At 42.3% G+C, this 26340-nt stretch carries 20 protein-coding genes; 13 read left to right on the top strand and 7 right to left on the bottom strand.

The window, feature by feature from the left end; all coding sequences use genetic code 11:
* The first annotated feature begins 52 nt into the window (after positions 1-52).
* From DJ568_RS08485 to DJ568_RS08470, 4 genes are all read left to right on the top strand, one after another.
* The gene (locus DJ568_RS08485) at positions 53-1432 is read left to right on the top strand and encodes a TolC family protein (protein WP_114004836.1); all 1380 of its coding nucleotides are present in this window, start codon (positions 53-55) and stop codon (positions 1430-1432) included.
* 29 nt (positions 1433-1461) lie between these two features.
* Positions 1462-2565 (top strand): efflux RND transporter periplasmic adaptor subunit, encoded by a 1104-nt coding sequence (locus DJ568_RS08480; RefSeq protein WP_114004835.1) that lies wholly within the window; start codon positions 1462-1464, stop codon positions 2563-2565.
* 22 nt (positions 2566-2587) lie between these two features.
* The gene (locus DJ568_RS08475) at positions 2588-6031 is read left to right on the top strand and encodes an efflux RND transporter permease subunit (RefSeq protein WP_114004834.1); all 3444 of its coding nucleotides are present in this window, start codon (positions 2588-2590) and stop codon (positions 6029-6031) included.
* Positions 6032-6144: 113 nt separating this feature from the next.
* On the top strand, positions 6145-7611 hold the full coding sequence (locus DJ568_RS08470; protein ID WP_199560923.1) for a glycosyl hydrolase family 39: 1467 nt from the start codon (positions 6145-6147) through the stop codon (positions 7609-7611).
* A 44-nt stretch (positions 7612-7655) separates the two neighbouring features.
* Here the strand turns inward: DJ568_RS08470 and ung are convergent, their stop codons facing one another.
* Positions 7656-8333, bottom strand: a complete 678-nt coding sequence (ung, locus tag DJ568_RS08465) for a uracil-DNA glycosylase (RefSeq protein ID WP_114004832.1) — start codon at positions 8331-8333, stop codon at positions 7656-7658.
* Positions 8334-8407: 74 nt separating this feature from the next.
* On the opposite strand from ung, the gene DJ568_RS08460 reads away from it, so the two are divergent.
* Positions 8408-8959 (top strand): DUF2892 domain-containing protein, encoded by a 552-nt coding sequence (locus DJ568_RS08460; protein WP_114004831.1) that lies wholly within the window; start codon positions 8408-8410, stop codon positions 8957-8959.
* A 25-nt stretch (positions 8960-8984) separates the two neighbouring features.
* Here DJ568_RS08460 and DJ568_RS08455 read toward each other — a convergent pair whose 3' ends face one another.
* Positions 8985-9194, bottom strand: a complete 210-nt coding sequence (locus tag DJ568_RS08455; protein ID WP_114004830.1) for a hypothetical protein — start codon at positions 9192-9194, stop codon at positions 8985-8987.
* 158 nt (positions 9195-9352) lie between these two features.
* Positions 9353-11071 (bottom strand): lysine--tRNA ligase, encoded by a 1719-nt coding sequence (gene lysS / locus DJ568_RS08450; RefSeq protein ID WP_114004829.1) that lies wholly within the window; start codon positions 11069-11071, stop codon positions 9353-9355.
* A gap of 319 nt (positions 11072-11390) precedes the next feature.
* Here lysS and DJ568_RS08445 point away from each other — a divergent pair, with 319 nt between their 5' ends.
* From DJ568_RS08445 to DJ568_RS08435, 3 genes are all read left to right on the top strand, one after another.
* On the top strand, positions 11391-13613 hold the full coding sequence (locus tag DJ568_RS08445; RefSeq protein ID WP_114004828.1) for a cation:proton antiporter domain-containing protein: 2223 nt from the start codon (positions 11391-11393) through the stop codon (positions 13611-13613).
* 15 nt (positions 13614-13628) lie between these two features.
* Positions 13629-14210 (top strand): hypothetical protein, encoded by a 582-nt coding sequence (locus DJ568_RS08440; protein WP_114004827.1) that lies wholly within the window; start codon positions 13629-13631, stop codon positions 14208-14210.
* A 173-nt stretch (positions 14211-14383) separates the two neighbouring features.
* Positions 14384-15676 (top strand): MFS transporter, encoded by a 1293-nt coding sequence (locus DJ568_RS08435; RefSeq protein WP_114004826.1) that lies wholly within the window; start codon positions 14384-14386, stop codon positions 15674-15676.
* Between the two features lie 56 nt (positions 15677-15732).
* Here the strand turns inward: DJ568_RS08435 and DJ568_RS08430 are convergent, their stop codons facing one another.
* The 3 genes from DJ568_RS08430 to DJ568_RS08420 are packed head-to-tail and all read right to left on the bottom strand — an operon-like array spanning position 15733 to position 19329.
* Positions 15733-17277 (bottom strand): FAD-dependent oxidoreductase, encoded by a 1545-nt coding sequence (locus DJ568_RS08430; protein WP_114004825.1) that lies wholly within the window; start codon positions 17275-17277, stop codon positions 15733-15735.
* A gap of 48 nt (positions 17278-17325) precedes the next feature.
* Complete coding sequence (locus DJ568_RS08425) at positions 17326-18123, bottom strand: SDR family NAD(P)-dependent oxidoreductase (protein WP_114004824.1); 798 nt, start codon at positions 18121-18123, stop codon at positions 17326-17328.
* 42 nt (positions 18124-18165) lie between these two features.
* Positions 18166-19329, bottom strand: a complete 1164-nt coding sequence (locus DJ568_RS08420; RefSeq protein WP_114004823.1) for a zinc-dependent alcohol dehydrogenase — start codon at positions 19327-19329, stop codon at positions 18166-18168.
* Between the two features lie 196 nt (positions 19330-19525).
* On the opposite strand from DJ568_RS08420, the gene DJ568_RS08415 reads away from it, so the two are divergent.
* Both DJ568_RS08415 and DJ568_RS08410 read left to right on the top strand, forming a co-directional pair.
* Positions 19526-20041, top strand: coding sequence for a DinB family protein (locus tag DJ568_RS08415; RefSeq protein WP_114004822.1), 516 nt, complete (start codon positions 19526-19528; stop codon positions 20039-20041).
* 97 nt (positions 20042-20138) lie between these two features.
* Positions 20139-20864, top strand: a complete 726-nt coding sequence (locus tag DJ568_RS08410; RefSeq protein ID WP_114005013.1) for a superoxide dismutase — start codon at positions 20139-20141, stop codon at positions 20862-20864.
* A 134-nt stretch (positions 20865-20998) separates the two neighbouring features.
* Here the strand turns inward: DJ568_RS08410 and DJ568_RS08405 are convergent, their stop codons facing one another.
* Entirely contained in the window at positions 20999-22126 is a 1128-nt protein-coding gene (locus tag DJ568_RS08405) for an AI-2E family transporter (protein ID WP_114004821.1), read from the bottom strand.
* Between the two features lie 122 nt (positions 22127-22248).
* On the opposite strand from DJ568_RS08405, the gene DJ568_RS08400 reads away from it, so the two are divergent.
* From DJ568_RS08400 to DJ568_RS08390, 3 genes are all read left to right on the top strand, one after another.
* Positions 22249-22644: a group III truncated hemoglobin gene (locus DJ568_RS08400; RefSeq protein ID WP_114004820.1), complete on the top strand. Its 396-nt coding sequence runs from the start codon at positions 22249-22251 to the stop codon at positions 22642-22644.
* Between the two features lie 126 nt (positions 22645-22770).
* Entirely contained in the window at positions 22771-25131 is a 2361-nt protein-coding gene (locus tag DJ568_RS08395; protein ID WP_233496656.1) for a TonB-dependent receptor, read from the top strand.
* 213 nt (positions 25132-25344) lie between these two features.
* Entirely contained in the window at positions 25345-26286 is a 942-nt protein-coding gene (locus DJ568_RS08390; protein WP_114004818.1) for a PorP/SprF family type IX secretion system membrane protein, read from the top strand.
* Positions 26287-26340: the final 54 nt, after the last annotated feature.

Below are 26340 nucleotides of genomic sequence, written 5' to 3'. Positions count from 1 at the left end.
CCCCAGTCATCTTTAAACAATAGAATATTAACCCTCACAATCACTTTAATAAATGAATACAAAAAAAATAATTTTTTCACTGTTAGCCGGTCTATTCGCGCTCGACAGTGTGGCACAGCAAAGCCCTCCTCCCGGGCCGCGCTTATACAAGTTTAGTTTACAGGATGCTATAAACTATGCTTATGAAAATCAAGATTCGGTTAAAAATGCTCAATTGGATGTTAAAAGTGCAGAATACAAAGTAAAGGAAACAATTGCTACCGGGTTACCTCAGATAAACGGCTCAATAACCTTTAATGATTATCTAAAGTCGCCGGTTACAATTGGACCAAACGTTTTTAATTTGCAACCGGGACAGGTGCCTGATTTGAATGCACGTCTAGTGCAATTTCCATTTGGCCCGATCAAGTACACAAATAATTATACAATACAGGGAACCCAGTTGTTGTTTAGCGGCACGTTTATAGTAGGGCTGCAAGCTGTAAAAGTATTTAAGGAACTATCACAGCGAAGTTTGATTCGTACAAAAATTGAAACCAATGCCGCAGTTACTAAGGCTTATTACCAAGTATTGGTTAGCGATGAACAAATCAAATTGCTTGATGCAAACATCAGGCAGCTTAAGCAACAACTTGACGAAACCACAGCCTCAAACAAGCAGGGTTTTGTAGAAAAAATCGATGTTGACCGATTATCAGTACAATATAATAACCTCGTAACAACTCGTGAAAACACTGTTCGGGCGTTGGCGCTGGGCAATCAGATGCTCAAATTTCAAATGGGTATGCCACTTGAAGACGAGTTGATTCTTATTAATAAACTTGAAGACATTGACATAAATAAGCAGGTGGCTGAAAATAGTGTTGATACAGCCTTCTACCGTAATAGAATAGAGTATAGATTACTTGAAAACAACGTTCAACTTAATCAACTGGACGCAAAAGCTAAAAAGGCTGAATTTTTGCCCACAATAGTTGCTAATGGTGGTTACACTGGTCAATTTCAAGAAAATCAATGGAAATTTTTGTTTGACAGATTTTATACTTTCAGTTACGTTGGCTTCAATGTGAATATTCCTATTTTCAGTGGCGGACAGCGTATCAATCAGTTAAAACAACTAAGGATTAATGTTGAGAAGGCAAAGAACAATTTGCATAACGCGGCAAACGGGATAAAGTTACAGGCAAGGTCAGCATACACAACATATCTTAACAATCTTCATTCACTCAATAACCAAAAAAATAATCAAAAGCTGGCGCAGGAAGTATTACGGGTATCTCGGATCAAATACCAGCAGGGTGTAGGTTCAAGTATAGAAGTATCGCAGGCACAAACCGCATTGGAGCAGGCTGACAATCAGTACATCGAGGCGCTTTACAATGTATTGGTGAGCAAGGTTGATCTTGACAAGGCTTACGGACGCATCAATTAACAATATCACAATCACAACATACAATTAAAATGAAAAATTTAGTATACATAGCGGCAATGCTGTTTTTAGCAGCTTGCTCAAGCGAACCAAAAGATAAAAAAGCCCAGTTGGCAGATTTAAAAAAGCAGCAGGGTGAACTTAGCGACAAAATTGCAAAACTACAGGCCGAGATAGGGCCGACGGATTCTGCCCAGGTAATGGATGTAACAGTATATGCTGTAGAGCCGGGCAAGTTCAGTAATTACGTTGAAATTCAGGGCCGCATAGATGCCCAGGATAACGTTATTGCCTATCCGCAAGCACCGGGTGTTATCACCAACATTTACGTTAAAACCGGCCAGCGTGTTAGCAAAGGCCAAACATTGGTGCAGCTGGATAACAGCGTATTGCGCCAGCAAATAGCCCAGGCCGAATCACAGGTAGCATTAATGCGCCAGCTGTATAACAGGCAAAAAAATCTTTGGGATCAGAAAATTGGTACCGAAGTGCAATTTTTACAAGCTCAAACAAATTTGCAAAGTGCAGAGAAATCATTATCTGCATTACGTCAGCAATCAAACCAGTTTCGCATTATATCACCAATTAACGGTACAGTCGACCAAATGGACCTAAAACTTGGCCAGGCTGCAAGTCCGGGTCAAACAGGGGTGCACGTAGTTAATGATGCTATATTGAAAGTAAAAGCCAATGTGCCGGAGTCATATGCGGCCAGCGTAGCTACCGGCAACAGCGTAAAGGTAGTAGTGCCTGACGTTGGCGATTCAGTGGTTACTAAAGTTAGCTTCGCCGGTAAAGCTATTGATGCAGCATCCCGTAGTTTTCCTGTAGAGGTAAAGTTGCCATCGCGCAACAGCTTTCGGCCTAACATGACAGCTGTGCTGAAAATTGCGGATTACACCAAAACTAATGCGCTTGCCATACCAATCAAGGCCGTTCAAAAATCGGAGACCGGCGATTATATTTTTGTGAACGCAAACGGTATTGCAAAACAGGTAGTAATAAAAACCGGGAACATATCAAATGGCCGTGTGGAAGTAGTTTCGGGTCTTAGTGCCGGACAACAGGTTATTGTTGAAGGTGCAACCGATCTTGAAGACGGCGATAAGGTAAAAGTAATGCAAGGCATTAATTAATCACAATTAAACTGATGTGTTTATGAAAGATGTTGAAAAAGAATTTAAGCCCTCCAGTTGGGCCATAGATAACAAAACGGCAGTATATGCCCTTACCATTATTATAACGGTGCTGGGGTTAATAAGCTATATTAACCTGCCGAAAGAAAATTTCCCGGATATTGCCCAGTCCAAAGTGTTTGTACAAACCATGTACCTGGGGCAATCGCCAGAGAATATTGAACTGCTGGTTACCCGGCAGATAGAAAAAAAATTGAAGTCGCTAAAAGGGTTAAAAAAAGTTACTTCTAACTCTTTGCCAAACGTGTCGGTTATTACTGTCGAGTTTAACGCCAACATTAATATACGCGATGCCAAACAAGATGTTAAAGAGGCTGTAGATAAGGCTGAACCAGACCTGCCCCAAGGCGACGACAACCTGAAAGAATCTTCCATTTCAGACATTAACGTTGCCGATCTCCCTATCCTCTACATAAACCTTTCAGGTAATTACGACTTAAAGAAGCTTAAGGAGTATGCCGACAACCTGAAAGATGAAGTTGAGAGCATGAAAGAGATATCTAAAGTTGATATGGTCGGCGCTCTTAAGCCGGAGATTGAGATAAATGTTGATATCAACAAAATGACAGCGGCGCAAATTGGGTATGGTGATATTATTCAGGCTGTGGGTGGTGAAAATATCATTGCTTCTGCCGGTACCATAAAAATGGATGGAGTGCGTCGTAGTATCGACATCAGGCAGGATTTTAAAAATGCCGAGGAGGTTGCCGCCATGGTTATACGCAACCCTACCGGCCAGGCTGTTTACCTGCGCGATATTGCCGAAGTTCGCGATGGTTTTGCCGACCAGGAAAGCTATGCCCGTTTAAAAACCAATGATCAGAAGGTGTTTAAAAACGTAATTACGCTGAATGTAAGCAAACGTGCAGGCGAAAACCTCATTGAGGCATCAGATAAAATAAACGAGCTGGTTAAGAACAAAAAGGAAACAGAGTTTCCGAAAGGACTGGATATAACAGTTACAGGCGACCAAAGCGAAAAGACCCGCAGTACGGTTAATGAGCTGGTGAACACCATCATTATCGGCTTTATACTGGTAACCATCATATTGATGTTTTTTATGGGCACTACTAACGCCATATTTGTGGCGTTATCCGTTCCGTTATCATGCTTCATCGCATTCCTGGTTATGCCGGCAATAGGCTTTACGCTGAACATGATTGTGCTGTTCTCGTTCCTGCTGGCGCTGGGTATTGTGGTGGATGATGCCATTGTGGTTATTGAAAACACGCACCGTATTTTTGATAACGGTAAAGTACCCATTGCCAAAGCCGCAAAAATGGCTGCAGGTGAGGTGTTCCTACCGGTATTTTCTGGCACCATGACTACGCTTGCACCTTTTATCCCGCTGGCATTCTGGAACAGTTTGATTGGTCACTTTATGTTCTTCCTGCCTATAACGCTTATCATCACTTTGCTGGCATCGTTACTGGTGGCTTACATTATTAACCCGGTATTCGCGGTTGACTTTATGAAGCCGCACCTTGAGGGCGAGCATAATAAACCGACGTTTGATAAAACCGTTAAAAAGGTTAGCATAGTAATGGCGATTATAGCCATTATCGGCTACCTTATAAATGTTGGTGTTGGCAACTTTGTTGTATTTGCGTGGGTACTTTACATGCTTAACCACTTTGTGTTTGTAAAGTGGATAGACAGCTTCCAGAATGGTGCCTGGCCACGTTTCCAAAACTGGTATGCCCGAATACTGGAAAAGGCTGTGCGCAGTCCGTGGTGGGTACTAGGTGGTGTAATTGTGCTGTTTTTTCTGAGTCTGGTGTTTACTGCTATCAGGTCACCAAAAGTGGAATTTTTCCCTCAGGCAGATCCTAACTTTGCCTATGTATACATAACACTGCCTACAGGAACCGATCAGGCATATACCGATGAGGTGACCAAAAAACTGGAGCAGCGCGTTGCTGCTACCGTAACGCCTTATAAAGACGTTGTTAAATCAATTATATCAAACGTAACCGTAGGAGTAACTGACCCGACGGACGAAGACCAGGGTGAATATCCTAACAAAGGCAAAATAACAGTAGCCTTTGTTGAATTTGCCAAACGTGAGGGTATTGATACTAAAGAGATACTTGCAAAAGTACGTGAGTCTGTTAAAGGGGTGGTACCCGGTGCGCAAATAAGCGTGGCACAGGAAAGCGGAGGCCCGCCAACGCAAAAGGATATAAGCATAGAGATAGCAGGCAGCAACCTTGATACGCTTACCAAAGCGGCCGTCAAGCTTAAAAACTTCCTGATAAAGCAAAATATTGGCGGTATTGAGGAATTACAGCCGGATGTGCAGGCTAATAAGCCACAGGTTGTATTTACGGTTGACCGTGAACGCGCCAATCGCGAAGGTATCAGCTCGGCCCAGATAACGCAGGCTTTGGGTGCTACTATATATGGTGCCAAGGCGGCCGATTTCCGTAATACTACAGAGGATAATTACGAAATTAAGGTGAAAGCCCTTGAGGAGCAGCGCCATGATATCGACGCAATCCGAAACTTAAGGATAACCTATCGCGACATGGCCATGGGTGGCCAGGTCCGCCAGGTACCCATCTCGGCTTTCACTACTATTGAGTATAAAAACACGTATAGCAATATAAAGCACAAGCAGCAGCGCAGGGTGGTTACACTTGGTTCAAACGTGGTACAAGGCTTTAATGCTAATGAGGTTAATATGCAAATAATGCAGGCAATAAGAGACTTTAAAGCACCCGATGGTGTTACTATACGCCAGGGCGGTGGTCAGGAAGATCAGGTTGAAGCCGCAACGTTCCTTCTGTCGGCCTTGGTTATTTCGTTTATGCTTATATTAGTTATACTGATGATGCAGTTTAACTCATTTGGTAAAACGCTAATTATCATCAGCGAGATATTCTTCAGTATCATCGGTGTATTCCTGGGGGTAAGCATCTTCGGCATGACCATCACCATTGTAATGACCGGTGTGGGTATTATCGCCCTTGCCGGTGTGGTGGTGCGTAATGGTATATTGCTGGTTGAGTTTACCGATTTGCTGCTGGAGCAGGGCATGAGCCTGCACGATGCCGTTGTGGAAGCCGGACGTACACGTATGACACCGGTTATATTAACCGCCTTTGCAGCTATAATGGGCTTATTGCCACTGGCGGTAGGTTTTAATATTGACTTTGTAGGATTATTTACTTCATTCGAGCCACACATACACTTTGGTGGCGATAACGTAGCCTTCTGGGGGCCATTGTCATGGACGATGATTTTTGGTTTAGCTTTCGCTACCATAATCACATTGATATTGGTGCCATGTATGTATTTGCTGCGTACCCGTTTAAAAGACAGGCTGGCTGGTCGTAAACATGACGAAGACGCACCTATATCAAAAGAAGAACTGGCCTTATTAAATCATAAGGCAGCAGAATAATTTTTTCTTAAAATTAACAGTTCAGCAACGGCCCCGGTTACGGGGCCGTTGCTGTTTCAGGTATTTGTTTTTAGTTATATTAGTCGGCCAATGTAAACTAGATCCTTTTTAAAATGAAGAATTTCCTGACTGTTATAACTCTTTTATGTAACATCTGCTGTTTTGCGCAATCATCCCTTAACATCAACTGGAACAACGTGCAATCAATTTCAAAATCATCGCCAAGCATGCTGGTAGTGGTAAATGCTAAATTGCGCAAAGGATCAAATATGTATGACGGTGCTTATAAGGCTTTGCGCGATGTCAGAGTTGAACATGCACGTTTCCTTGCCTGGTATCCTTATCCCAAACTTTCTGTGGCTGAACTCCAACCGCCGGACGGCAAGCGTACATACTGGGATTTCAGCTTGATCGACCCGCTGGTTTTTGATTTTTTAAACGCATCTAAAGGCCATGTAACACACATAGATTTTTCTACCATACCACAGTGGATGTTTAAGACGACAAAGCCGGTGCCTTACCCTGCAGATCCAGATGAAATCGCGTTTAATTATACAGGCGGCAGTGAATTTCGTGATTCTACATTGAAAGAGGTAACCGATTATTTTGTGCGTGTATTCAGCTGGTATACACAAGGCGGGTTTACAGACGAATTAGGGAAATATCACAAATCAGGACATTACCTTAAAATACCGTATTGGGAGATACTTAACGAACCTGAGTTGGAGCATCATATCAAGCCACAACTATATACCCGGCTGTACGACAGTATTGTAACGGCCTTGCGTAAGCTGTCCCCCGAAACAAAGTTTGTCGGCATGTCGTCTGTTGATTACAAAAATCCTACATTCTTCGAGTATTTTCTCAACCCCAAAAATCATAAACCGGGCGTGCCCATCGATATGATATCATATCATTTTTATGCCGGTGGTAGTGTTAAACAGCCGTTTGAGCATTTCCAGTATTCGTATTACGATCGTGTTGATCATTTTGTAACGAGTGTAAAATATATTGAAAGCATACGCAAAAGGTTAAATCCCAACGTTAAAGTGACACTTAACGAACTGGGCACTTTCCTGACCGACGAAATGCGCAAAAAGCCTATCCCTGCATCATACTGGAACCTGGCATCAGCAGTGTATGCCTATATGTTTATTGAGTTGAATAAACTGGGCATCGATGTTATATCATCCTCGCAGTTGGTAGGTTATCCCGGGCAATATCCTGATGTAAGCATGATGAACTGGGAAAACGCAAAGCCCAACGCCAGGTACTGGACACTGAAACTGATTAATGATAATTTTGGCCCCGGTGATAAATTGATCGAGCCGGAATTGGAATGGAATGAACTGGATTATGCTTATCAGGCATTTATCACACCGAAAGGAAAAAAGCTATTAATAGTAAATAAACGTAATACCAATACAGTGATTAAACTTCCGGTTGATTTTAAGAGGGCTAAAGTTTCAACTGTAGACGATATTTCGGGCGAAAATGCAGCCATAACCAGCACACTGGCACAAGATAATGTGCTGGACATGAAGCCCAACGCAGTCAGTGTACTAACTATTAATAAGTAGGTTGGTAGATGGCAATTTTCGTCATGCTTGCCTGCAAAGTATAATTAATGTATCTGCCAGTCAATAGGTTTTTTTCCTTCCTTTACGAGTATCTCGTTAGTTTTTGAAAATGGTTTCGATCCCCAAAAACCGCGTTCAACAGACAGTGGTGAAGGGTGTACAGATTTTAAGATGTGGTGCTTGGATGTATTAATTAAAGCAGCTTTTGATTGCGCGTAGCTGCCCCATAAAATAAATACAATTCCGCCCCGCTCGTCGGATAGTTTTTTTATCACAGCATCGGTGAAAGTTTCCCATCCCTTTTTTTGATGTGATGCAGGCAGCCCTCTGCGTACGGTTAAAGTAGCGTTTAACAGCAAAACGCCTTGTTCGGCCCATTCCTGGAGGTTACCATGCGCCGGTAAATTAAAGCCCGGTATATCGGTTTTTAATTCCTTATAAATATTATTAAGCGAGCGGGGTATAGCTATGCCCCTTTGCACTGAGAACGATAAGCCGTGTGCCTGGTGATCGCCGTGGTAAGGGTCTTGCCCTAAAATTACTACTTTAACCTGGTCAAAAGGGGTCGTATTAAATGCATTGAAAATGTCTTTGTTTTTAGGAAAAACCACCTGTCCGGCCTCCTTTTCATCCTTCAGGAATTGCCGGAGCTTTATCATGTAGTCTTTATTAAACTCGTCCTTTAAAACCTTTAACCACGACGGGTGAATGTCTATCGCCATAAATTTATATCCGGATGTTTGATTTAGAGTACAAATAAACGGATATTTGCACTTTAAAATAGTATACAAAAATTATGTCAAATATTGTCCGGTTAATTATCGCGTGTTTAATTATGGGTAGCGGCGTAACGCTTTGCGGTTTCGGCTATTGGGGCTGGGGAATCACCGTTTTTCTTTTAGGCGGAATTGTACTTCTTAGCTTTTTTTATAACGAAAACATGATTATGGCGCAATACTTTTTACGTAAGGAGAACACAGAAAAGTCGGAACAATGGCTATTAAAGATTACCGACTACGAGAAGCAATTATACAAAGGACAGCACGGCTACTATAACCTGCTAATAGGGTTGATAGAATCGCGCAAGGCACCGATGAAATCAGAAAGATACTTTAAAAAAGCGCTGCAACTGGGCATGAGCATGTCGCATAACACGGCGCTGGCAAAAATTAGCCTTGCGGGCATATCAATGGCTAAGCGTAATAAGCGCGAAGCACAAATGTACTTGCAGGAGGCTGCTAAAGACGATAAGAATAAATTGCTTGCTGATCAGATAAAAATGATGAAAGCGCAGATGGCACAGATGGACAAGCAGCAGGTTGTGCGTAGCGGAAGGCCGCAGTTTTAATCCAATAAAAAGGATTATTCCTCAATTATTTTTCTTCCAGCGTTCCGTAGTAACCGGGTTCAGATGAATTTGTATCCAGCGCTATATGCATGTCGCTCGACGTAAAGTCGTCTTCGGTTGGGTTTGAAACTTCAACCATCCTTAAAATATTTCGTATAAGGGACAAGTCGAATGTGCTCTTGTTTAACTTTATCAGGTATTCGTTTTCTGTAATCTCAATTATAGAATTTGTCATAACAGTTATTGTTTATAGTATTTAACTATAAAATTAAACAACTGTTTTTATGCGAAAGTTTTACGAGAGTTATTCTTTTGTTAAGAAATTGTTAAGCAATAGCCGCTATTTTTTTCACATATGTGAATTAAAACTGTGGAAATTGTTTTGCCGCTTTACTAAAACCACTTCATTACATCATCTTTAGATGGCATAACATTGTCGAGTTTCATCTTTTTACGCATACATCCCAAGTCATTGAAAACTTTGTTTGGATTGGCTGCTTTTAACTCTTCAATGGTATTGAATCCCATTTTGTTAAGTACAGGTACCCACTCCGCCGGTATGCCGATGTTTAAAAAATCGTCAAGTGTCGATATTTTTGACTTCTTCTCAGGCCTCATTTGCGGAAAGAATAACACCTCCTGTATCGTAGTCTGATTAGTCATTAGCATAACCAGGCGGTCAATACCTATACCCAAACCCGATGTAGGCGGCATACCGTACTCCAGGGAGCGTAAAAAGTCGTCGTCCATGGCCATCGCTTCCTCATCGCCGCGGCCGGCTAAAATTAATTGTTCTTCAAACCGCTCACGCTGATCTATAGGGTCGTTTAGTTCTGAGTATGCGTTCCCGATTTCTTTCCCTAATACAAATAACTCAAAACGCTCAACCAAACCCTCTTTGCTGCGGTGTTTTTTTGCCAGCGGGGTCATTTCAATAGGGTAGTCGGTAATGTAGGTTGGCTGTATTAAGTTCGCCTCAACCTTTTCGCTGAATATTTCATCGATAAGGCGGCCTTTACCCATTGAGTCATCAATCTCAATATTCAAATCAGCGCATACTTTACGTAAGCCTGCCTCGTCCATTTCTGATACATTGATGCCCGTGTATTTCAATATTGAGTCATACATGGAAAGTTTCTCATACGGCCCTTTGAAATTTATCTCATGCTCGCCTACCTTAACTACAGCGCTGCCGTGCACAGCTTTTGCCACCGTCTCCAAACATTCCTCAACCATGCCCATCATCCATATATAGTCTTTGTAGGCTACATATATCTCCATGGCGGTAAATTCTGGGTTATGTGTGCGGTCCATGCCCTCATTACGGAACATTTTGCCAAACTCATATACACCGTCAAAGCCGGCTACTATCAATCTTTTTAAGTATAACTCATTGGCTATACGTAAAAACAGGGGCATATCCAGCGTGTTGTGATGCGTAGCAAACGGACGTGCTGCTGCGCCACCATGTACAGGCTGCAAAATAGGCGTTTCTACCTCCATCCAGCCTTGCGCGTTAAAGTAACCGCGCATAGCGCTAATCACTTTTGAGCGATTGATGAAGATTTGTTTAAATTCCGGGTTAACCGTTAGGTCAACGTAGCGCTGACGATAACGAAGTTCGGGGTCGGTAAAACCATCATGGATGTTGCCCTGTTCATCGCGTTTTACAACCGGCAGGGGCTTTAGCGACTTAGACAGGACAGTCATTTCCTGCACGTGTACAGATATCTCGCCGGTTTGGGTTAAAAAAACATACCCTCTTACACCTACATAGTCGCCAATATCCAGCAGTTTTTTAAATACGGTGTTATATAAAGCTTTATCCTCGCCCGGGCATATGTCATCGCGTTTAAGGTATACCTGTATTCGGCCGCTAGAATCCTGCAATTCAGCGAAAGAAGCGCTGCCCATAATACGACGCGTCATGATACGGCCGGCAATCACTACCTGTTTATAAGCATCCGGCTTGCTGTCAAAATTTTCGGCTATGTCCCTGGCCAGGGCGGTTACCTTAAATTCTTCAGCAGGGTAGGGGTTGATGCCTAATGCTCGTAATTGCTGTAATGATTCGCGACGTAATATCTCCTGTTCGGATAGGGCGGTGCTCATAGTTGAAAAACAGTATTTTTATTAAGGGTGCAAAAATAGCGTTTTTTTTCGTCGGGGAATTAGTTTTGATATATTACTTTGAGCTTACCGTCCAGGAGCACGGTTTCGATAATTACTTGTCCGGCTTATTCTAACCATATTTTAACAACTAGTGTTTAAACACTGATTTATTTTAAAACGGACTAATTTTTTGGTGCACGTACTTTACTTGTTTACAGTTAAATAACTTATCATGCTTATTCATGTGCTTTTTTTACCGAGCTATTTTGGCTATATTGCCATTAAACCTTAGTTAATATTAACACTTTACCGCAATACTATGGTGCATTTACCGCAACTGATAACTGACTTAGGGCTTACACTTGCTGCAGCAGCAGTGACTACATTGGTTTTTAAAAAGATAAAACAACCCTTAGTGCTCGGCTATATTTTGGCAGGTATACTGATAGGACCGCATTTTTCATTTATTCCCACCGTTGCCGATGAGAAAAGTATAGCTATCTGGGCCGAAATAGGCGTGATTTTTTTGCTATTTAGCCTTGGGCTTGAGTTTAGTTTTAAAAAGTTAACCAAGGTTGGCGGCGCCGCATCTATAACCGCTACTGTTGAAGCAGTAAGCATGTTTGGGTTTGGCTACTTAGCAGGCGCGCTAATGGGCTGGTCGGCAATGGACAGTATTTTTTTAGGCGGCATACTTTCCGTTTCATCCACTACAATTATCATTCGGGCTTTTGAAGAACTGGGGGTAAAACATAAAAAATTTGCCGGGCTTGTTTTTGGGGTACTTATTGTTGAAGACCTTATAGCCATATTACTCCTGGTATTACTTACCACACTATCGGTAAGCCGCCAGTTTGCCGGCGATGAGATGCTTATATCGGTGCTAAAGCTGGGCTTTTTTTTAACATTGTGGTTTTTAGGCGGTATATTCCTGGTGCCAACATTTTTAAACCGCACACGTAAATTGATGAATGACGAAACGATGCTCATCGTTTCGCTGGCCTTGTGTTTGCTTATGGTAATCCTGGCCGTGCAGGCGGGATTTTCACCCGCGCTGGGAGCGTTTATCATGGGCTCTATATTAGCCGAAACCTCGCAGGCGGAACGTATTGAACACCTCACAAAATCTGTAAAAGATCTTTTTGCTGCCATTTTCTTTGTATCGGTAGGTATGCTTATTAACCCCGCAGTGCTGGTTGAATACGCCGGTCCTGTGTTTATTATAACCGGTGTTACCATAGCCGGTAAATTAATAAGTACTTCAGCGGGGGCGCTATTGTCTGGTCAGCCTTTAAAAACATCGGTACAGGCTGGCATGAGTTTGGCCCAGATAGGGGAGTTTTCGTTTATCATTGCTACCCTTGGTCTTACTTTAAAGGTAACAAGCGAATTTTTGTATCCTATAGCGGTAGCGGTATCAGCTATCACCACATTCACAACTCCCTATCTCATAAAAGTATCTGATCCGTTTTATAATTTTATTGAGCGCACAGTCCCCAAAAAATGGATTACTAATATCAATAGCTATAGCAATAGCACGCAGTCAATAACAACGTCAAGTGATTGGAAAGTGTTACTTAAATCTTACTTGTTTAACTTCTTTATTCATTCGGTTATTATCATTGCACTCATTTTCCTTTCCGAACGTTTTCTGCACCCGTTTGTTGCCGGATTTATTGATGAGCCCAATGCCAATTACGTAACGCTTGCTATAACATTTTTATTAATGGCCCCTTTCCTGTGGGCCATAGCAATACGTCGCATACAGAAAAAAGCTTACTCTCACTTGTGGTTAAATAATAAATACAGTCGCGGCCCGCTTGTGGCTTTGGAAGGTTTGCGTGTTGCACTGGCTGTGTTTTTTGTTGGATTTCTATTAAATATATTTTTCGATACTATCCTGGCCATTGGTTTCGCCGCACTGATAATAGCACTCGCCATATTAGTATTCTCGCGTAAGTTACAATCGTTTTACAACCGCCTGGAGAAACGTTTTTTTAATAATTTGAATGAGCGCGAAATAGAGAACCCAAAGGCAGGAATTGTGCCGTGGGACGCGCATTTGTCTGAACTCACCGTATCATCAGGATCTGGAATTATAGGCAAAACCCTTGCGGAAATTGCAGTGCGCGAACAATATGGCGTAAACATTGCCCTTATCGAGCGCGGGAAACACATGATTACCACACCTGCCCGCGATGAAAGGATATATCCGTACGATAAATTATTAGTGATTGGTACGGATGAGCAAATGGCAAGGATTAAAGCGGTGGTAGAAGTAGCTGAACCTTATAACGGCGATGAGCAAGAGATAAAAAACGCTATGCAACTCCACAAAATAAATCTAAGCAGTAAGTCGCCGGTTTGCGGACACAGCATACGCGATTCAGGTATCCGCGAAAATACACAGGGCCTTGTAGTAGGTATTGAACGTAATGGCGAACGTATACTCAATCCCGATTCTACCCTTGTATTTGAACCGGGGGACACTGTATGGATAGTGGGTAACAGCAAGCGGGTAACCCGCATGCTAAAGCCTTAATTAATATAAAATGTTATGGACAAAAAAAATGATGAGATTAAAGATGAAATTGCTTTAAAGGAAATTGAGGCAGGTTTATCATCTTATAGCGTTAAGAACAGGTTGTGGATAGTGGCATTGTTATCTGTAATAATTGTTGTGGCCGTATGGGTAACTAAATCCAATGAGGTGATCCATGTTAAGGAAGAGGCTGAAAAATCAAGTATCCGTTTTAAGGGGCAGGCAAAAAAGGAGGTGGTGCATTCGCATGAAGAGCATATTAAATTGCTTACCAAACCCTTGGTATGGGCTCTTGCAGCCCAGATAGAACAACGCAATTTAAAGCAAGTTGAACGCTACCTGGACGAAATGGTGAAGGAGGAAAATTTTATGCTGCTGGCTGTAATTGATGAGAAAGGGAAAATTATTGTAGCCACTAATAAAAGCTATCAGGGAAAAGATTTCGGCAGGATAGCGGATAAGAACTTATTAAATAGTAATGAGGTGAAACTGGTGAATAAGAATGATAAAGTATTGTTAGCTACAAGGCCTATTAAGGGTAGGCATACCCGGTTAGGCACGTTAGTTATCCAATATAAACTGGCGCCTAATAACTAACAAACCAACTGGTAAGATATACAGCGTTTTTACTTAACTGTGGCTAGTTCACCCCCTCAATTAGTCGCATTTACGCCCGTGATAACCGGTAACTAATAAAATATCTTTGTAGCGACATTGGCTATGTTTACGTAGGGTTGTAAACGACGCTTATAAGCTGAGATAATATTTTTATGACTAGAGTATTTTATGCCGTTTTGGTTAATTCTCTTACGGCGTTTTTAACCAACATGTTTGTTTGGTTCGCTGTTACCTTCTGGCTTTATCTTCAAACAAAATCGGTATTGGCCACGTCGATAATGGCAGGGATATACCTGGGCACAACTGCGATTTCGGGCTTTTTTTTAGGCTCCCTGGTTGATAGGTTTAAAAAGAAAAAAGCGATGATGATATCAAGCATCGCAACGTTAATACTGTATACAGGTGCAGTTTTGATTTACATATTCACACCTGAACCGGTATTCAAGAATCCGGGGAACCTTATATTGTGGGTGTTTATTGTGCTGGTTTTGTTTGGAGCAATAGCAGGAAATATCCGCACTATAGCGCTTTCCACACTGGTTACTATACTTATCCCTGAAGAAAACAGGGATCGGGCAAACGGTATGGTAGGCACATCTAATGGCGTTTCGTTCCTTGTGGCTTCCATATTCAGCGGGATGGCCATCGGTTTTTTAGGTATGCTTTGGGTGCTCGTATTTGCATTGGTTTTAACACTTATAGCACTTGTGCACCTGTTATTTTTGCCCATAAAAGAGAAAGGCATAGTACACGTCGAAGAACACGGAACAGGTAAAATTGATGTGCGCGGAACCATCAACGCCATTAAAGTGGTACCGGGGCTTTTTGGGCTTATCTTCTTTAACAGCTTTAATAATTTTATAGGCGGCGTATTTATGTCGCTTATGGATGCTTATGGCCTTGCGCTGGTTTCAGTACAAGTATGGGGCGTATTGTGGGGAGTGTTGAGTTTAGGTTTTATTATAGGGGGTATCATTGTTTCAAAAAAAGGATTAGGCAAAAATCCTGTTTACACTATGTTTATCAGTAACATCATAATGTGGACCATATGCTGTTTCTTTACAATTCAATCGTCTATTGTGTTGCTGGCGATAGGTATGTTCATCTATTTGTGCCTTATTCCCGTAGTAGAGGCTTCAGAGCAAACTATTATGCAAAAGCTAATACCACCGGAACGGCAGGGAAGGGTATTTGGCTTTGCGCAAAGTATTGAACAGGCGGCATCGCCGGTTACCGCATTCATTATAGGCCCGATAGCTCAGTTTATTTTTATCCCGTACATGACGAAAGGCAGGGGCGTTGATTTAATTGGCGGATGGTTTGGCGTGGGCCCCGAAAGGGGACTAGCATTATTATTTACACTCACCGGGGCAATGGGGCTTGTAATTACGTTGTTGGCTATGCGCTCTGCCGCCTATAAAAAGCTGAGCGGGAATTATGTGTAAAGCACCTCTGCTAAAGCAGAGGTGCTCTTGAACGCTACAACGGTTGCCGCGTTTTTTTAAGTAAGATTTACTTTTTTTAACTCTTTCATCGGCGGGCCTGTGAGCACGTTGCCGTCTATATCAAACCGTCCGCCATGACATGGACAATCCCACGTTTTTTCAGAAGCGTTAAAATTTACGACACAGCCGGCATGTGTACATACCGGGCTTAGGGCATGTATCCCGCCTTCAGCGTCTTTATAAACGGCAAGCTTTTGATCATTATATTTTACAATGGCGCCGCTGTCTTTCTCAAGTGTTTTTAGCGAATCAATTTCTTCTGCCGAGAAGCGATCGGTTACAAAACGGTAAGCAACATCAGCGTTTTCTTTTACAAATTCACTAAAGCCCGCAATTGGTTTGATACGGGATGGGCTAAAGAGCTTTGCATACGGGTTTTGTTTACCTGCAATTAAATCGGCCAGTATCTTACCTGCAAGAGTACCAAACATCATTCCGTTACCGTTGTAACCCGTCGCTGCAAATACGTTGTTAGCAGCCATTGGCAAACGGCCTATGAAGGGCAGTAAGTCTGCAGGCACGTAGTATTGTGATGACCATTTGTGATTAACCGATGTAACTTTGTAATGTTGACGTACATACGTCTCCAGCTCTTCAAACGCTTTCTCAGGGTCGTCGTGTCCTGTCTTATGGTCCTCTCCGCCAACTATAAGATGTTTCTTTCCGTCGACAGTGTGCGTACGAAAGTAATGGTAGGGCTCTTTCATGTCATATGCCAGGCAGTCGGGGTAGTTGTCATCAGCCAATGTAACACTTATTACATAGCTTCGGTATGGCGCGCAGTTAAAGTTAAACAACGTGATGCCGGGTGGCATATGGGTGGCATACACCATGTTAAAAGCTTTTATACTTAAATCACCGCTTGTGGCAATATGTATCTCGTCGTCAGATTTTATGTCGTTTATAAATGTATTCTCTAATATTACACCGCCAGCGTTAACAAACTCTTCCGCAAGTTTACTAATGTACTTAAGCGGATGAAACTGGCCTTGATTTTTAAACAGGATCGATTTTTCAAAAGGCACATTTACCCCGTTTGTATCAACTTGCGTAACTTTTATACCAGCGTTGTTTGACGAAGTTAAAATGTCGTCCAATTGCTTTGACTCATCCTCATTTTGTGAAAAAAGATAGGCATCTTTATACTCATGGTCGCAGTCAATTGCATATTTTTTCACCATTTCTTCAATAAATGCCATAGCCTCAATGCCGCCCTGGGCAAGTAATTTAGATGCGTCTGCACCAAAGTCACTGTCTATTTCAGGATAAGTGGCATCAAAAAAAGTATTAAGATGAGCGCTGGTACCGCCGGTAGTGCCAAATCCAATTGTTTTGGCTTCCGCTAAAACAACATTTTTGCCCTGTTGCTGTAACAATAATGCGGTTGTAATACCGGTAATGCCGCCGCCAATAACCAGTACATCATATACATTGTCAATAAATAATGCTTCAGCTCGGTATAGTTTTACCCCGTCTTGCCAAAGGCTTACATTCTTGCCGTCGCGGTTGGTGTGTTGGTCTTTTTTTATTGAAGGATCCATATTGCGGTTAAAAATAAGCCACACCCGGCAAGCGGGGGTGGCAGGTGTTTACTTATCTAAGTCTGCAGGTTTTTGTTGCTGATTCATCATTTCAGCGGCTGCCGTGTCAGGGGTAACGTTACCCATTGCAACCATCACTTTGTTTTTAAAGCCGGATACTACTTTGTCCTTACCCGCCATCAGCGCTTCATATCCATCCCTGGCAACGTCCGCCGGATCTGACATGGCCTCACGGTCTTGCGCAATCTTTGCTTCAAGCATGCCGGCTTTGTCAAAAAATGCAGTATCTGTGGCACCCGGCAGCAGCGCTGTAACAGTAATGTTAGTGTCTTTTAGTTCGTTACGTATGGCTTCGCTAAATGATAACACAAAAGCTTTGGTGCCGTGATATACTGCCTGCCACGGGCCAGGCACTGTGCCGGCTATTGATGCAAGCTGCAATATCCTACCCTGGTTACGGCTAACCATATCCTTTAAAAACAATTTCGTTATTATAATCAGCGATGCAATGTTCAGGTTTATAATATTTAGTTCCCGTTCAATGTCGTTGTCTTTGAACAGGCCGTAAACACCCTGCCCGGCGTTATTCACCAGCACATCTATTTCAATTCCTTTACTTTTTACTTCATCGTATAAGGCAAATGCCTCATCGCGGTTAAACAAATCTTTAACAACCGTAACTACGTCGATGCCTTGCTGGCGTAATTGAACCGCTGTATTAGCCAGTTGCTGCTGATCACGCGCTACAATAACCAGGTTATATTTATCCGCGGCAAATAATTTTGCCAACTCCAATCCAATGCCTTCTGTGGCACCGGTTATTAATGCATACTTATTGTTTTCCATTGTTCAATTTTTAAGTTCTTGCTTTATTTGCGTCAATACCGTCTACATTCCCGGTTTTAATACCACTTTCACACAATCATCTTCCTTTTTCTCAAACATTTCATAGCCGCGTGCAGCTTCACTAAGAGGTAAAGTATGACTGATAATGTCGTCAAGCACTACTTTTTCTTCTTTTACAAGATTAATGAGGTGATCAATGTAATTTAAAACCGGTGCTTGTCCCTGGCGTATAGTTAAGCCTTTATCAAACATCCGGTGCAATGGGAAGTTATCATAAGGCGTGCCGTAAACTCCTACTATAGTAACGGTGCCGCTACGGCGCACAGCCTTGAAAGCCATATCCAGCACCTTCATACTGCCCGCCTCAAAGTTAACGGCGGCTTTCACTTTTTCTAAAAAATTACGCTCCGGCTCAAAACCAACAGCATCCACGCAAACATCGGCGCCACGACCGCCTGTCATTTGCCTTATGGCTTCTACTACGTCTACCTCATGCGGATTAAGTGTTTCAACCTTATTTACGCTGCGTGCTTTGTCTAACCTGTAATTCAGCACGTCTATCGCTATTACCCTTCCCGCGCCGTTTATCCAGGCGGCTTTTTGTGCCATTAAGCCTACAGGTCCTGAGCCAAAAATGGCAACGGTTTCACCGCCTTTAAGCTGAGCCCAGTCAATGGCCGACCATCCGGTAGGGAAAATATCTGTTAAAAAAAGCACCTGCTCATCTGTCATATTATCCGGCACTATACGCGGGCTTATATCGGCGTAAGGCACGCGCACATATTCTGCCTGCCCGCCGGAGTAACCGCCGTAAAGGTCTGTATAGCCAAATAACGCCGCGCCTTTTTGATCAAGCAGGTCGCCATTGGGACCATAGTGTTTATAATTTGAGTTTTCGCATGAAGGCGATGCATTATGGGTACAAAAAAAGCAATGACCGCACGCAATAGGGAATGGAACTACAACCCTGTCGCCTTTTTTTAATTTTTTTACATCCGCGCCAACCTCTTCAACAATGCCCATAAACTCGTGGCCCATAACCATGTCTGAAGCCTGTGGCACACCGCCGCTAAGAATGTGGAGGTCTGAACCGCAAATAGCGGTTGAGGTAACACGCAATATAACATCTCCCGGATCCTCAATTCGTGGATCGTCAACATTGTCAACACTGATATCGCCTGGTTTGTGAAATACTGCTGCCTTCATAACTGTTAGTTTTTTGTGGTTTGATATATAGGCAACACTTAATAAAATATTATAGTTTTAAGAAAGTAAATATAATTTTAGTTACGCATTGAAGTCTGTATCAGCGATATTTTGTCCTAAATTACCCCCTATATGGTCGCGTTTATACCTTTTTGCAGATTTGAATAGCACCGATATTTGAGTAAAACTCACAGCCATGAATAAACAAATTGAAGCAGCGCCTTTGATAGCAGTATTTGATAGCACAATGGATGACCTGATAAACCTGCTATCAACTTTTTCAGACAACGAGGTGAATATTATACCTTATGAAGGTAGCTGGACGCCCGGCCAGATGGCGGCCCATGTGCATAAGGTGACAACCGGGTTTATTGATATGCTGAACGGGCCGGTTAAGGATACTCATAGGCAGACTGATGAATACGCCGCCCAGATAAAAGAAGATTTTTTAAACTATAGCATACACATGGAGTCGCCGGAATTTGTGCTGCCCGATATAAAGGATTATGACCGGGGCGGTTTGATTACATCGCTTATAAACGCCCGGGAAGATTTATCGGCACTGGTTAAAAGTGTTGATCTTAGTAAAACGTGTACCTCATTTAAGCCCGGGCCTGAATACCTTACCAGGTATGAAGCGTTAACCTTTGTTACTTACCATAACCAAAGACACATATGGCAGCTGAACAGGATGGCGGCGGCGTTGAAATAGCTTTATGCCCGCCTATGCCGCTATGTTAAAACATCTGTTACATGCTGATGTTGTTAGGGATAAATATGTAATTTCGAACAAACTAAAACAAGCAGCTATGGAATCCAACAGTCGCAGAAAATTCATTCAGCATACTTTGGCCGCTACCGCGGCCATTGGCATCAGTAATTCGTTTATCACAAATACCCTGGCCGGGGATGTTACGCCTGTTAGCGCAGCTGAGCCGTTGAAATTTAAGCAAATAGATTTGCCTTTTAAATATAAAGCATTAGAGCCCTATATTGACGGTCAGACCAATGAGATACATTATACCAAGCATCACGCAGCTTATGTAAAAACTGTAAATGAAGCTATTATTGCTGAGAAGATACCGTATAACACGGTTGAAGATTTTTTTGCTAATACCTCAAAACTATCAGCCAAGGCTCGTAATAACGGCGGCGGTGCCTGGAACCATAATTTTTTTTGGAGCAGTATGCGTGCACCCGGTATGCCCGTGCAGCCCGGCAAACTAATGGACGCAATTGATGCTTCTTTTGGTTCATTAGATAAATTTAAAGCTGCATTTGGTGAGGCGGCTTCTAAACGCTTTGGTTCTGGGTGGGCATGGCTGGTTAAAGATGGAAACAAGCTAAAAGTAGGCTCAACACCGAACCAGGATAATCCGCTGATGGACAATGCAGAAATAAAAGGCACGCCCATACTGGCTCTTGACGTTTGGGAGCATGCGTATTATCTGAAATATCAAAACAAACGCGCTGATTATATTGAGAATTGGTGGAACGTTGTAAACTGGGATGCCGCCGCTGAAAGGATGCGATAAAAATTTAAGTTTTTAAAAAAGCGTCCATGCGAATCATTTTCGCATGACGCTTTTTATTATAGACATTTATCATCATTCATTTTAGCTAAGCGTTTCGGCTTGATAATATCTGCTATTGAACAACGACCGACTGACTAATGACCAATAGGCTTTTGCGTGGTAGGCTCCTTTGGGATTTTACCTCTTCGGAAAGCGGGCACTTTCATAGGGCTTTGCTGCGGCCGTTCATCTCCCAGCAATACACCCCATTGCTTAAATTGCTCTGAGCGGTCAAAAATGATTTTTAATATGGCTATCATAGGCAGCGCTAAAAACATGGCTGATATACCTGCCATAGTGCCCGCTACAATTACGCCTACTATAGCAATAAGCGCGTTTATTTTTACTTTGGAGCCCACAATGCGGGGCATTAAAATGTTGTTATCCAAAAACTGCACCACCGCAATGGTAGCCAACACAATAATTATATCAGATATCTCCTGAGAAGATGCCAATGTTATCAGCACACCCAAAATATTACCTATTAAAGCGCCCAGATAGGGGATGAGGTTTAAAAAGGCGAAAATAATACCTATAAGTAAGGCATGCTTTATACCGAAAAGGAAAAGTATTCCGCCTAATAAAACGGTGATGTAGGTTATTTGTATCAGCAAACCGATAAGGTAGCTTTTTATAATTCCTTCAGTGGCACGCATACCTTCTTCCACACTTTTATGCTGTTCGGCATCAAACCACATAAAAACAAAGCGAATAAGCAGGTTTTTGTATAGCAGTATCAGGTATATATATATAGGTATTAGTCCAAAAAATAACAGTAAGCCAGTTACAGAGTTTGCGGCCCCGCTTAAAATGTTACCAGTGGAGCTTAGCAGGCTGTTACTTTGCTCATCTATAAATTTCAACTGTTCTGTAGCCGAATAATCAAATTTTTCGGCTATCCACTTGCTTAAAGCGTCAAGATGCTTGCTTACATTTTGCTTTATTTGCGGAAAATCGGTTATCAACGAGCCTATCTGCGCCGAGAAAAGCCATACAATAAGCCCCAGGACTACGAACAGCAACAGGATGAGCAAAAATATTGACACCGCTTCAGGTATCTTAATCTTACGTAACATACGCAGTACGGGCAGCAGCATCAGGCTGATAAAAAATGCCATAAGTAATGGCATGATGATATTTTGGCCGATGATAAATAATGTGCCCGCGGCAAGAAGTCCTAATAATTCAAGCGACCGGCGTACAGTGACAGGCATTTCTTTCATGGTAGTTAAATAGCAATTGGTGACGTTTTGTTTACTATCTAGAGTGATATTATAAATTTAAAAATAATTAAATGATCACAGTCATTTATTGACACTAAGGGTATTACTTATCTTTGCATTTAATGAAAGACGGGCCACAGGACATATTTCAACTTGATGACATTAAACTTTTGGTTGATACATTTTACAGTAAAGTGCAGTTACACCCATTATTAGCGCCTGTATTCAATCAGCGGATAGGCGATAGCTGGGAACCACATTTGCAAAAGATGTATTCGTTTTGGCAAACCGTGTTGCTTGAAGAGTATACATATTTTGGCCGCCCGTTTCCGCCGCATGCCCAACTCCCTATCGAATCGGCTCATTTTGAAGCATGGCTGCAGCTGTTTAATGCCACGGTAGATGAGTTATTTGCCGGTGAAAAAGCCTCTGAAGCTAAATGGCGTGCCGGTAAAATGGCAGATATGTTTAAGGCAAAGTTAGCCTATTTCAGAACCCACCCGGGGAACATCATATAAATAATATTCCTAAATTTTTAACCAAATATTTTGAATGCCGGATAATTTTTCTTTTGTTTGCGCCATTATTTGTAATTGGTCTAAATAAACAAAATAAAGAAACTTTTTACCTGCACAATTTTATTATTGATTAGCCCACTGTTATTATTTGCCCAGCAAACAGGCAGTTTAAAAACCATTGTAACTACGTCTGATGGCCTACCCGCATCAAGTATTTCTGTTTTGATAAAGGAAATAAAAAAGGGGGGCACCACCAACGAAAAAGGAGAGTCGCTTATTAACCGTATCCCGGCCGGTAATTATACCGTTGTGATTAGCGCGGTTGGCTTGTCAACCCAACAAAAAACAGTAACAATTGCCGCCGGCCAGCAAGGACTTATTGAAGTTATGCTTACTGAAAACATGAATGATTTGCAGGAAGTATCTGTGCAGGGACGAAAGGATAGTAAGATCATCAACAAAGAGAGTGATTTTGTGGCGCGTATGCCGCTTAAAAACCTTGAAAATCCCCAGGTGTATAATGTTGTTTCAAGCGAATTAATGAAACAGCAACTTATCAATAACTTTGACGACGCAATAAAAAATGTACCAGGCTTAGATAAGCTTTGGTCATCAACGGGACGTGGCGGCGATGGTGCTGGCTATTTCTCGCTACGTGGCTTTGCGGTACAGCCAACCTTGGTGAACGGTTTGGCTGGTTTAACTAACGGAGGTTTAGATATTGCAAACATCGAGCGTATTGAAGTGCTTAAAGGCCCTTCGGGTACTTTGTTTGGCAGCAGCTTGATATCCTATGGCGGTTTAATTAACTTGGTAACCAAACGTCCTTACGAAACATTTGGCGGTGAGGTTTCCTATACTGCGGGGAGTTTTGGGCTTAATCGTATTACTGTTGATGTTAATACACCGCTTGACAAAGAAAAGAAGGTTTTACTTCGTATTAACGGAGCTTACCATGATGAAAACAGTTTTCAGGATCAAGGCTTCAGGAAAAACCGCTTTTTTGCCCCGTCACTGACCTACAACGTGAATGACAAACTGACTTTTTTGTTTAACGCGGAAATACTGAGTGCTGAAGGTACTAACCCGACAATGTTGTTTTTAGATAGGGGAGCTAAGTTAAAGGTTGATAACATAAAAGATTTAGGATACAATCCCAGATTATCATATACCAACAACAACCTTAGTATCAAAAATCCGGTAACTAATGTGCAGGCGCAGGCGCTCTACAAATTGTCAAGCGAGTGGACGTCGCAAACAATTGTGTCGCGCAGTACCGCGAAGTCGGACGGTTACTATTCTTACCTTTATGAGATTTCGCAATACGTACCCGGATATCCTAATATCCCATCAGTATTCCAACGCTATATCACCAAGCTAAATTCAACAACTACAACAACCAATTTACAGCAGAACTTTAATGGGGATTTTAATATTGCCGGAATGCATAATCGGGTAGTTATAGGACTAGATTATTTCAACCGGGTGAATATTGATAACGGAACGGGCTATGGTGTTGTAGGCGACGTAACTATTGGAGGAGGTGATTCTGGTGTATTGACTGTGCCGAATGTTGATAGCATATTGGTGGCTACCGGCGGGTCTGTAAGTAACGCACAGCAAAGACACTACGCCGCCTATATATCAGACGTAATTAACATTACGCCTAACTTTTTAGCCATGATAAGTGCCCGTTTAAGCCATTTTGATAACGGGCTGCAGGATGTAGCGTCGGGTAAATACACACAAACAAATATATCGCCTAAGTTTGGTTTGGTATACCAGCCGATTAAAGACCGGGTATCAATATTTGGTAACTACATGAACGGTTTTACGAATGTAGACCCGCGATTAGATGGTGGGAACAGACGGGTGACTTTTAGTCCGGAACAGGCAAATCAACTGGAATTTGGTACTAAATTAAATATATTGGACAATAACCGCATAGTAGCCACATTTAGTTATTATTCAATAAACGTATCGAACGTTGTCCGCGCAATTGGCGGAGGACCCGATTTGACTTATTCGCAAGACGGTAAAAATTACAGTCGCGGCTTTGAGGCTGACGTTACAGCAAATTTGGCAGAGGGCTTGAATATAATAGCAGGCTATAGCCGCAACAGCAGCAAAGTTGTACAAACCGATGTAGCTGATTATTTAGGCAAGAGACCCGAAGGCGCAGGGCCGCAGCATTTAGTTAACGCATGGTTAAGCTACTTTATACCGCGGGGCGCGGCAAAAGGCTTAGGTTTTGGCTTCGGTGGTAACTATGCCAGCAAAAACCTCATACTTAGCCGGGCGACAACAGGAGATTTCGCCTTGCCTGCATACACCGTTTTAAATGCTTCAGTGTCATATGCTGTTAAAGCGTTTACTGTATCTGTTAAAGTTGATAACTTAACCGATAAACAATATTATAAAGGGTGGAGCACTATCGAGCCGATGCGCACAAGAGCGGTGTTAGGAAATGTAACCTTCAGGTTTTAAGCAACCATCACAATATTTCATACATTAGTAGCAGGACGCATGTCCTGCTTTTTTGTTTTCCCTGATTGCATTTATAAACAATAGTAGCTAAGAAGCAGGTTGGGCCATTTACAATCTATCAGTAGCGGCGCCCCGCAGAACCGGGTCTAATAAAAAAGGTAAGTGTAACACGGAGAATTTAGTATCTTAGGGCAAAATATTACTTTCCGGTTAATGAAACCTTTTTTAAGCAAGCAATACGCTAAAATTATTACAACAGCCAGTGTAGTAATATTATTATTTAACAATACGGCAAACGCACAAATCAATTCAGATTATTCCCAATATATGGATAACCTGACACCGGTTAACGCGGCTTATTCGCTGCTGGATAAGGCCGGATCGTTAAACACGGTTGTCCGCAAACAATTTACCGGAATTCCAGGAGCGCCAACAACTGTATTATTTAATGCTAACCTTCCTGTCGAATCAATCGGCGGAACAATTGGTGCAATTGTGAAAAATGACGGTATCGGTAATCAAAATCTTACTGATGTAAACCTCTTTTTTGCTAAGTCAGTTCAGCTAACCACCCAAAATTTTCTGGCAGTTTCACTAAACGCGGGAGTACGCCGCTTTGTTGTAGATAACACGAGCCTGTCTCCCTACGCCGATCCAACCTTTCCGTATGATGTGCGGGAGACGCGGCCTAATTTGGGTTTCGGTGTGATGTTTTACAGCAGTAAGTATTACATAGGCTTATCCCTGCCAACGCTTACCATAAACCAACTTGGCAGTTCAGAAACAGATAACAATAACACCAATTTCCGCAGTACTTATTATTTAACGGGGGCGTACCTGGCAACGTTAAATGAAGATGTAAAATTTAAACCCGCAACCCTTATAGCGGTAACCAACAGTCTGCCGGTACGGGTCAACGTATCAGGTACCTTTTATTTAAAAGAAATGTTAGGGCTGGGCGCAAATTATCTTCGTGACGGGGACGGCAGCCAGTTTGCAGGTATCGTATCGTTCAACTTCAGCTCAGTGCGGCTAGGTTACAGCTACCAGTTTAGTGGTGCATCATCAGGGCTTGTTGTAGCTAACAATGCCATACATGAAGTTACCCTTAACTATCGATTTGGCAACACATCGGGCACGCCTAAGCTGCTGTAATATTCAATAGTAGTAAACAAAGTTTAACGGACCGTTTGCAAATAGTTTTTGCGT

Origin of the sequence: Mucilaginibacter hurinus, assembly GCF_003324525.1 — a bacterium.
Classification (GTDB): Bacteria; Bacteroidota; Bacteroidia; order Sphingobacteriales; family Sphingobacteriaceae; genus Mucilaginibacter; species Mucilaginibacter hurinus.
This window is presented reverse-complemented; position numbering and strand designations above follow the sequence as displayed.

What these genes read in the sequence shown, in the direction of transcription:
- DJ568_RS08485 (WP_114004836.1), top strand. Translation starts at nt 53, where the DNA reads ATGAATACAAAAAAAATAATTTTTTCACTGTTAGCCGGTCTATTCGCG.
- DJ568_RS08480 (WP_114004835.1), top strand. Translation starts at nt 1,462, where the DNA reads ATGAAAAATTTAGTATACATAGCGGCAATGCTGTTTTTAGCAGCTTGC.
- DJ568_RS08475 (WP_114004834.1), top strand. Translation starts at nt 2,588, where the DNA reads ATGAAAGATGTTGAAAAAGAATTTAAGCCCTCCAGTTGGGCCATAGAT.
- DJ568_RS08470 (WP_199560923.1), top strand. Translation starts at nt 6,145, where the DNA reads ATGAAGAATTTCCTGACTGTTATAACTCTTTTATGTAACATCTGCTGT.
- ung (WP_114004832.1), bottom strand. Translation starts at nt 8,333, where the DNA reads ATGGCGATAGACATTCACCCGTCGTGGTTAAAGGTTTTAAAGGACGAG.
- DJ568_RS08460 (WP_114004831.1), top strand. Translation starts at nt 8,408, where the DNA reads ATGTCAAATATTGTCCGGTTAATTATCGCGTGTTTAATTATGGGTAGC.
- DJ568_RS08455 (WP_114004830.1), bottom strand. Translation starts at nt 9,194, where the DNA reads ATGACAAATTCTATAATTGAGATTACAGAAAACGAATACCTGATAAAG.
- lysS (WP_114004829.1), bottom strand. Translation starts at nt 11,071, where the DNA reads ATGAGCACCGCCCTATCCGAACAGGAGATATTACGTCGCGAATCATTA.
- DJ568_RS08445 (WP_114004828.1), top strand. Translation starts at nt 11,391, where the DNA reads ATGGTGCATTTACCGCAACTGATAACTGACTTAGGGCTTACACTTGCT.
- DJ568_RS08440 (WP_114004827.1), top strand. Translation starts at nt 13,629, where the DNA reads ATGGACAAAAAAAATGATGAGATTAAAGATGAAATTGCTTTAAAGGAA.
- DJ568_RS08435 (WP_114004826.1), top strand. Translation starts at nt 14,384, where the DNA reads ATGACTAGAGTATTTTATGCCGTTTTGGTTAATTCTCTTACGGCGTTT.
- DJ568_RS08430 (WP_114004825.1), bottom strand. Translation starts at nt 17,277, where the DNA reads ATGGATCCTTCAATAAAAAAAGACCAACACACCAACCGCGACGGCAAG.
- DJ568_RS08425 (WP_114004824.1), bottom strand. Translation starts at nt 18,123, where the DNA reads ATGGAAAACAATAAGTATGCATTAATAACCGGTGCCACAGAAGGCATT.
- DJ568_RS08420 (WP_114004823.1), bottom strand. Translation starts at nt 19,329, where the DNA reads ATGAAGGCAGCAGTATTTCACAAACCAGGCGATATCAGTGTTGACAAT.
- DJ568_RS08415 (WP_114004822.1), top strand. Translation starts at nt 19,526, where the DNA reads ATGAATAAACAAATTGAAGCAGCGCCTTTGATAGCAGTATTTGATAGC.
- DJ568_RS08410 (WP_114005013.1), top strand. Translation starts at nt 20,139, where the DNA reads ATGGAATCCAACAGTCGCAGAAAATTCATTCAGCATACTTTGGCCGCT.
- DJ568_RS08405 (WP_114004821.1), bottom strand. Translation starts at nt 22,126, where the DNA reads ATGAAAGAAATGCCTGTCACTGTACGCCGGTCGCTTGAATTATTAGGA.
- DJ568_RS08400 (WP_114004820.1), top strand. Translation starts at nt 22,249, where the DNA reads ATGAAAGACGGGCCACAGGACATATTTCAACTTGATGACATTAAACTT.
- DJ568_RS08390 (WP_114004818.1), top strand. Translation starts at nt 25,345, where the DNA reads ATGAAACCTTTTTTAAGCAAGCAATACGCTAAAATTATTACAACAGCC.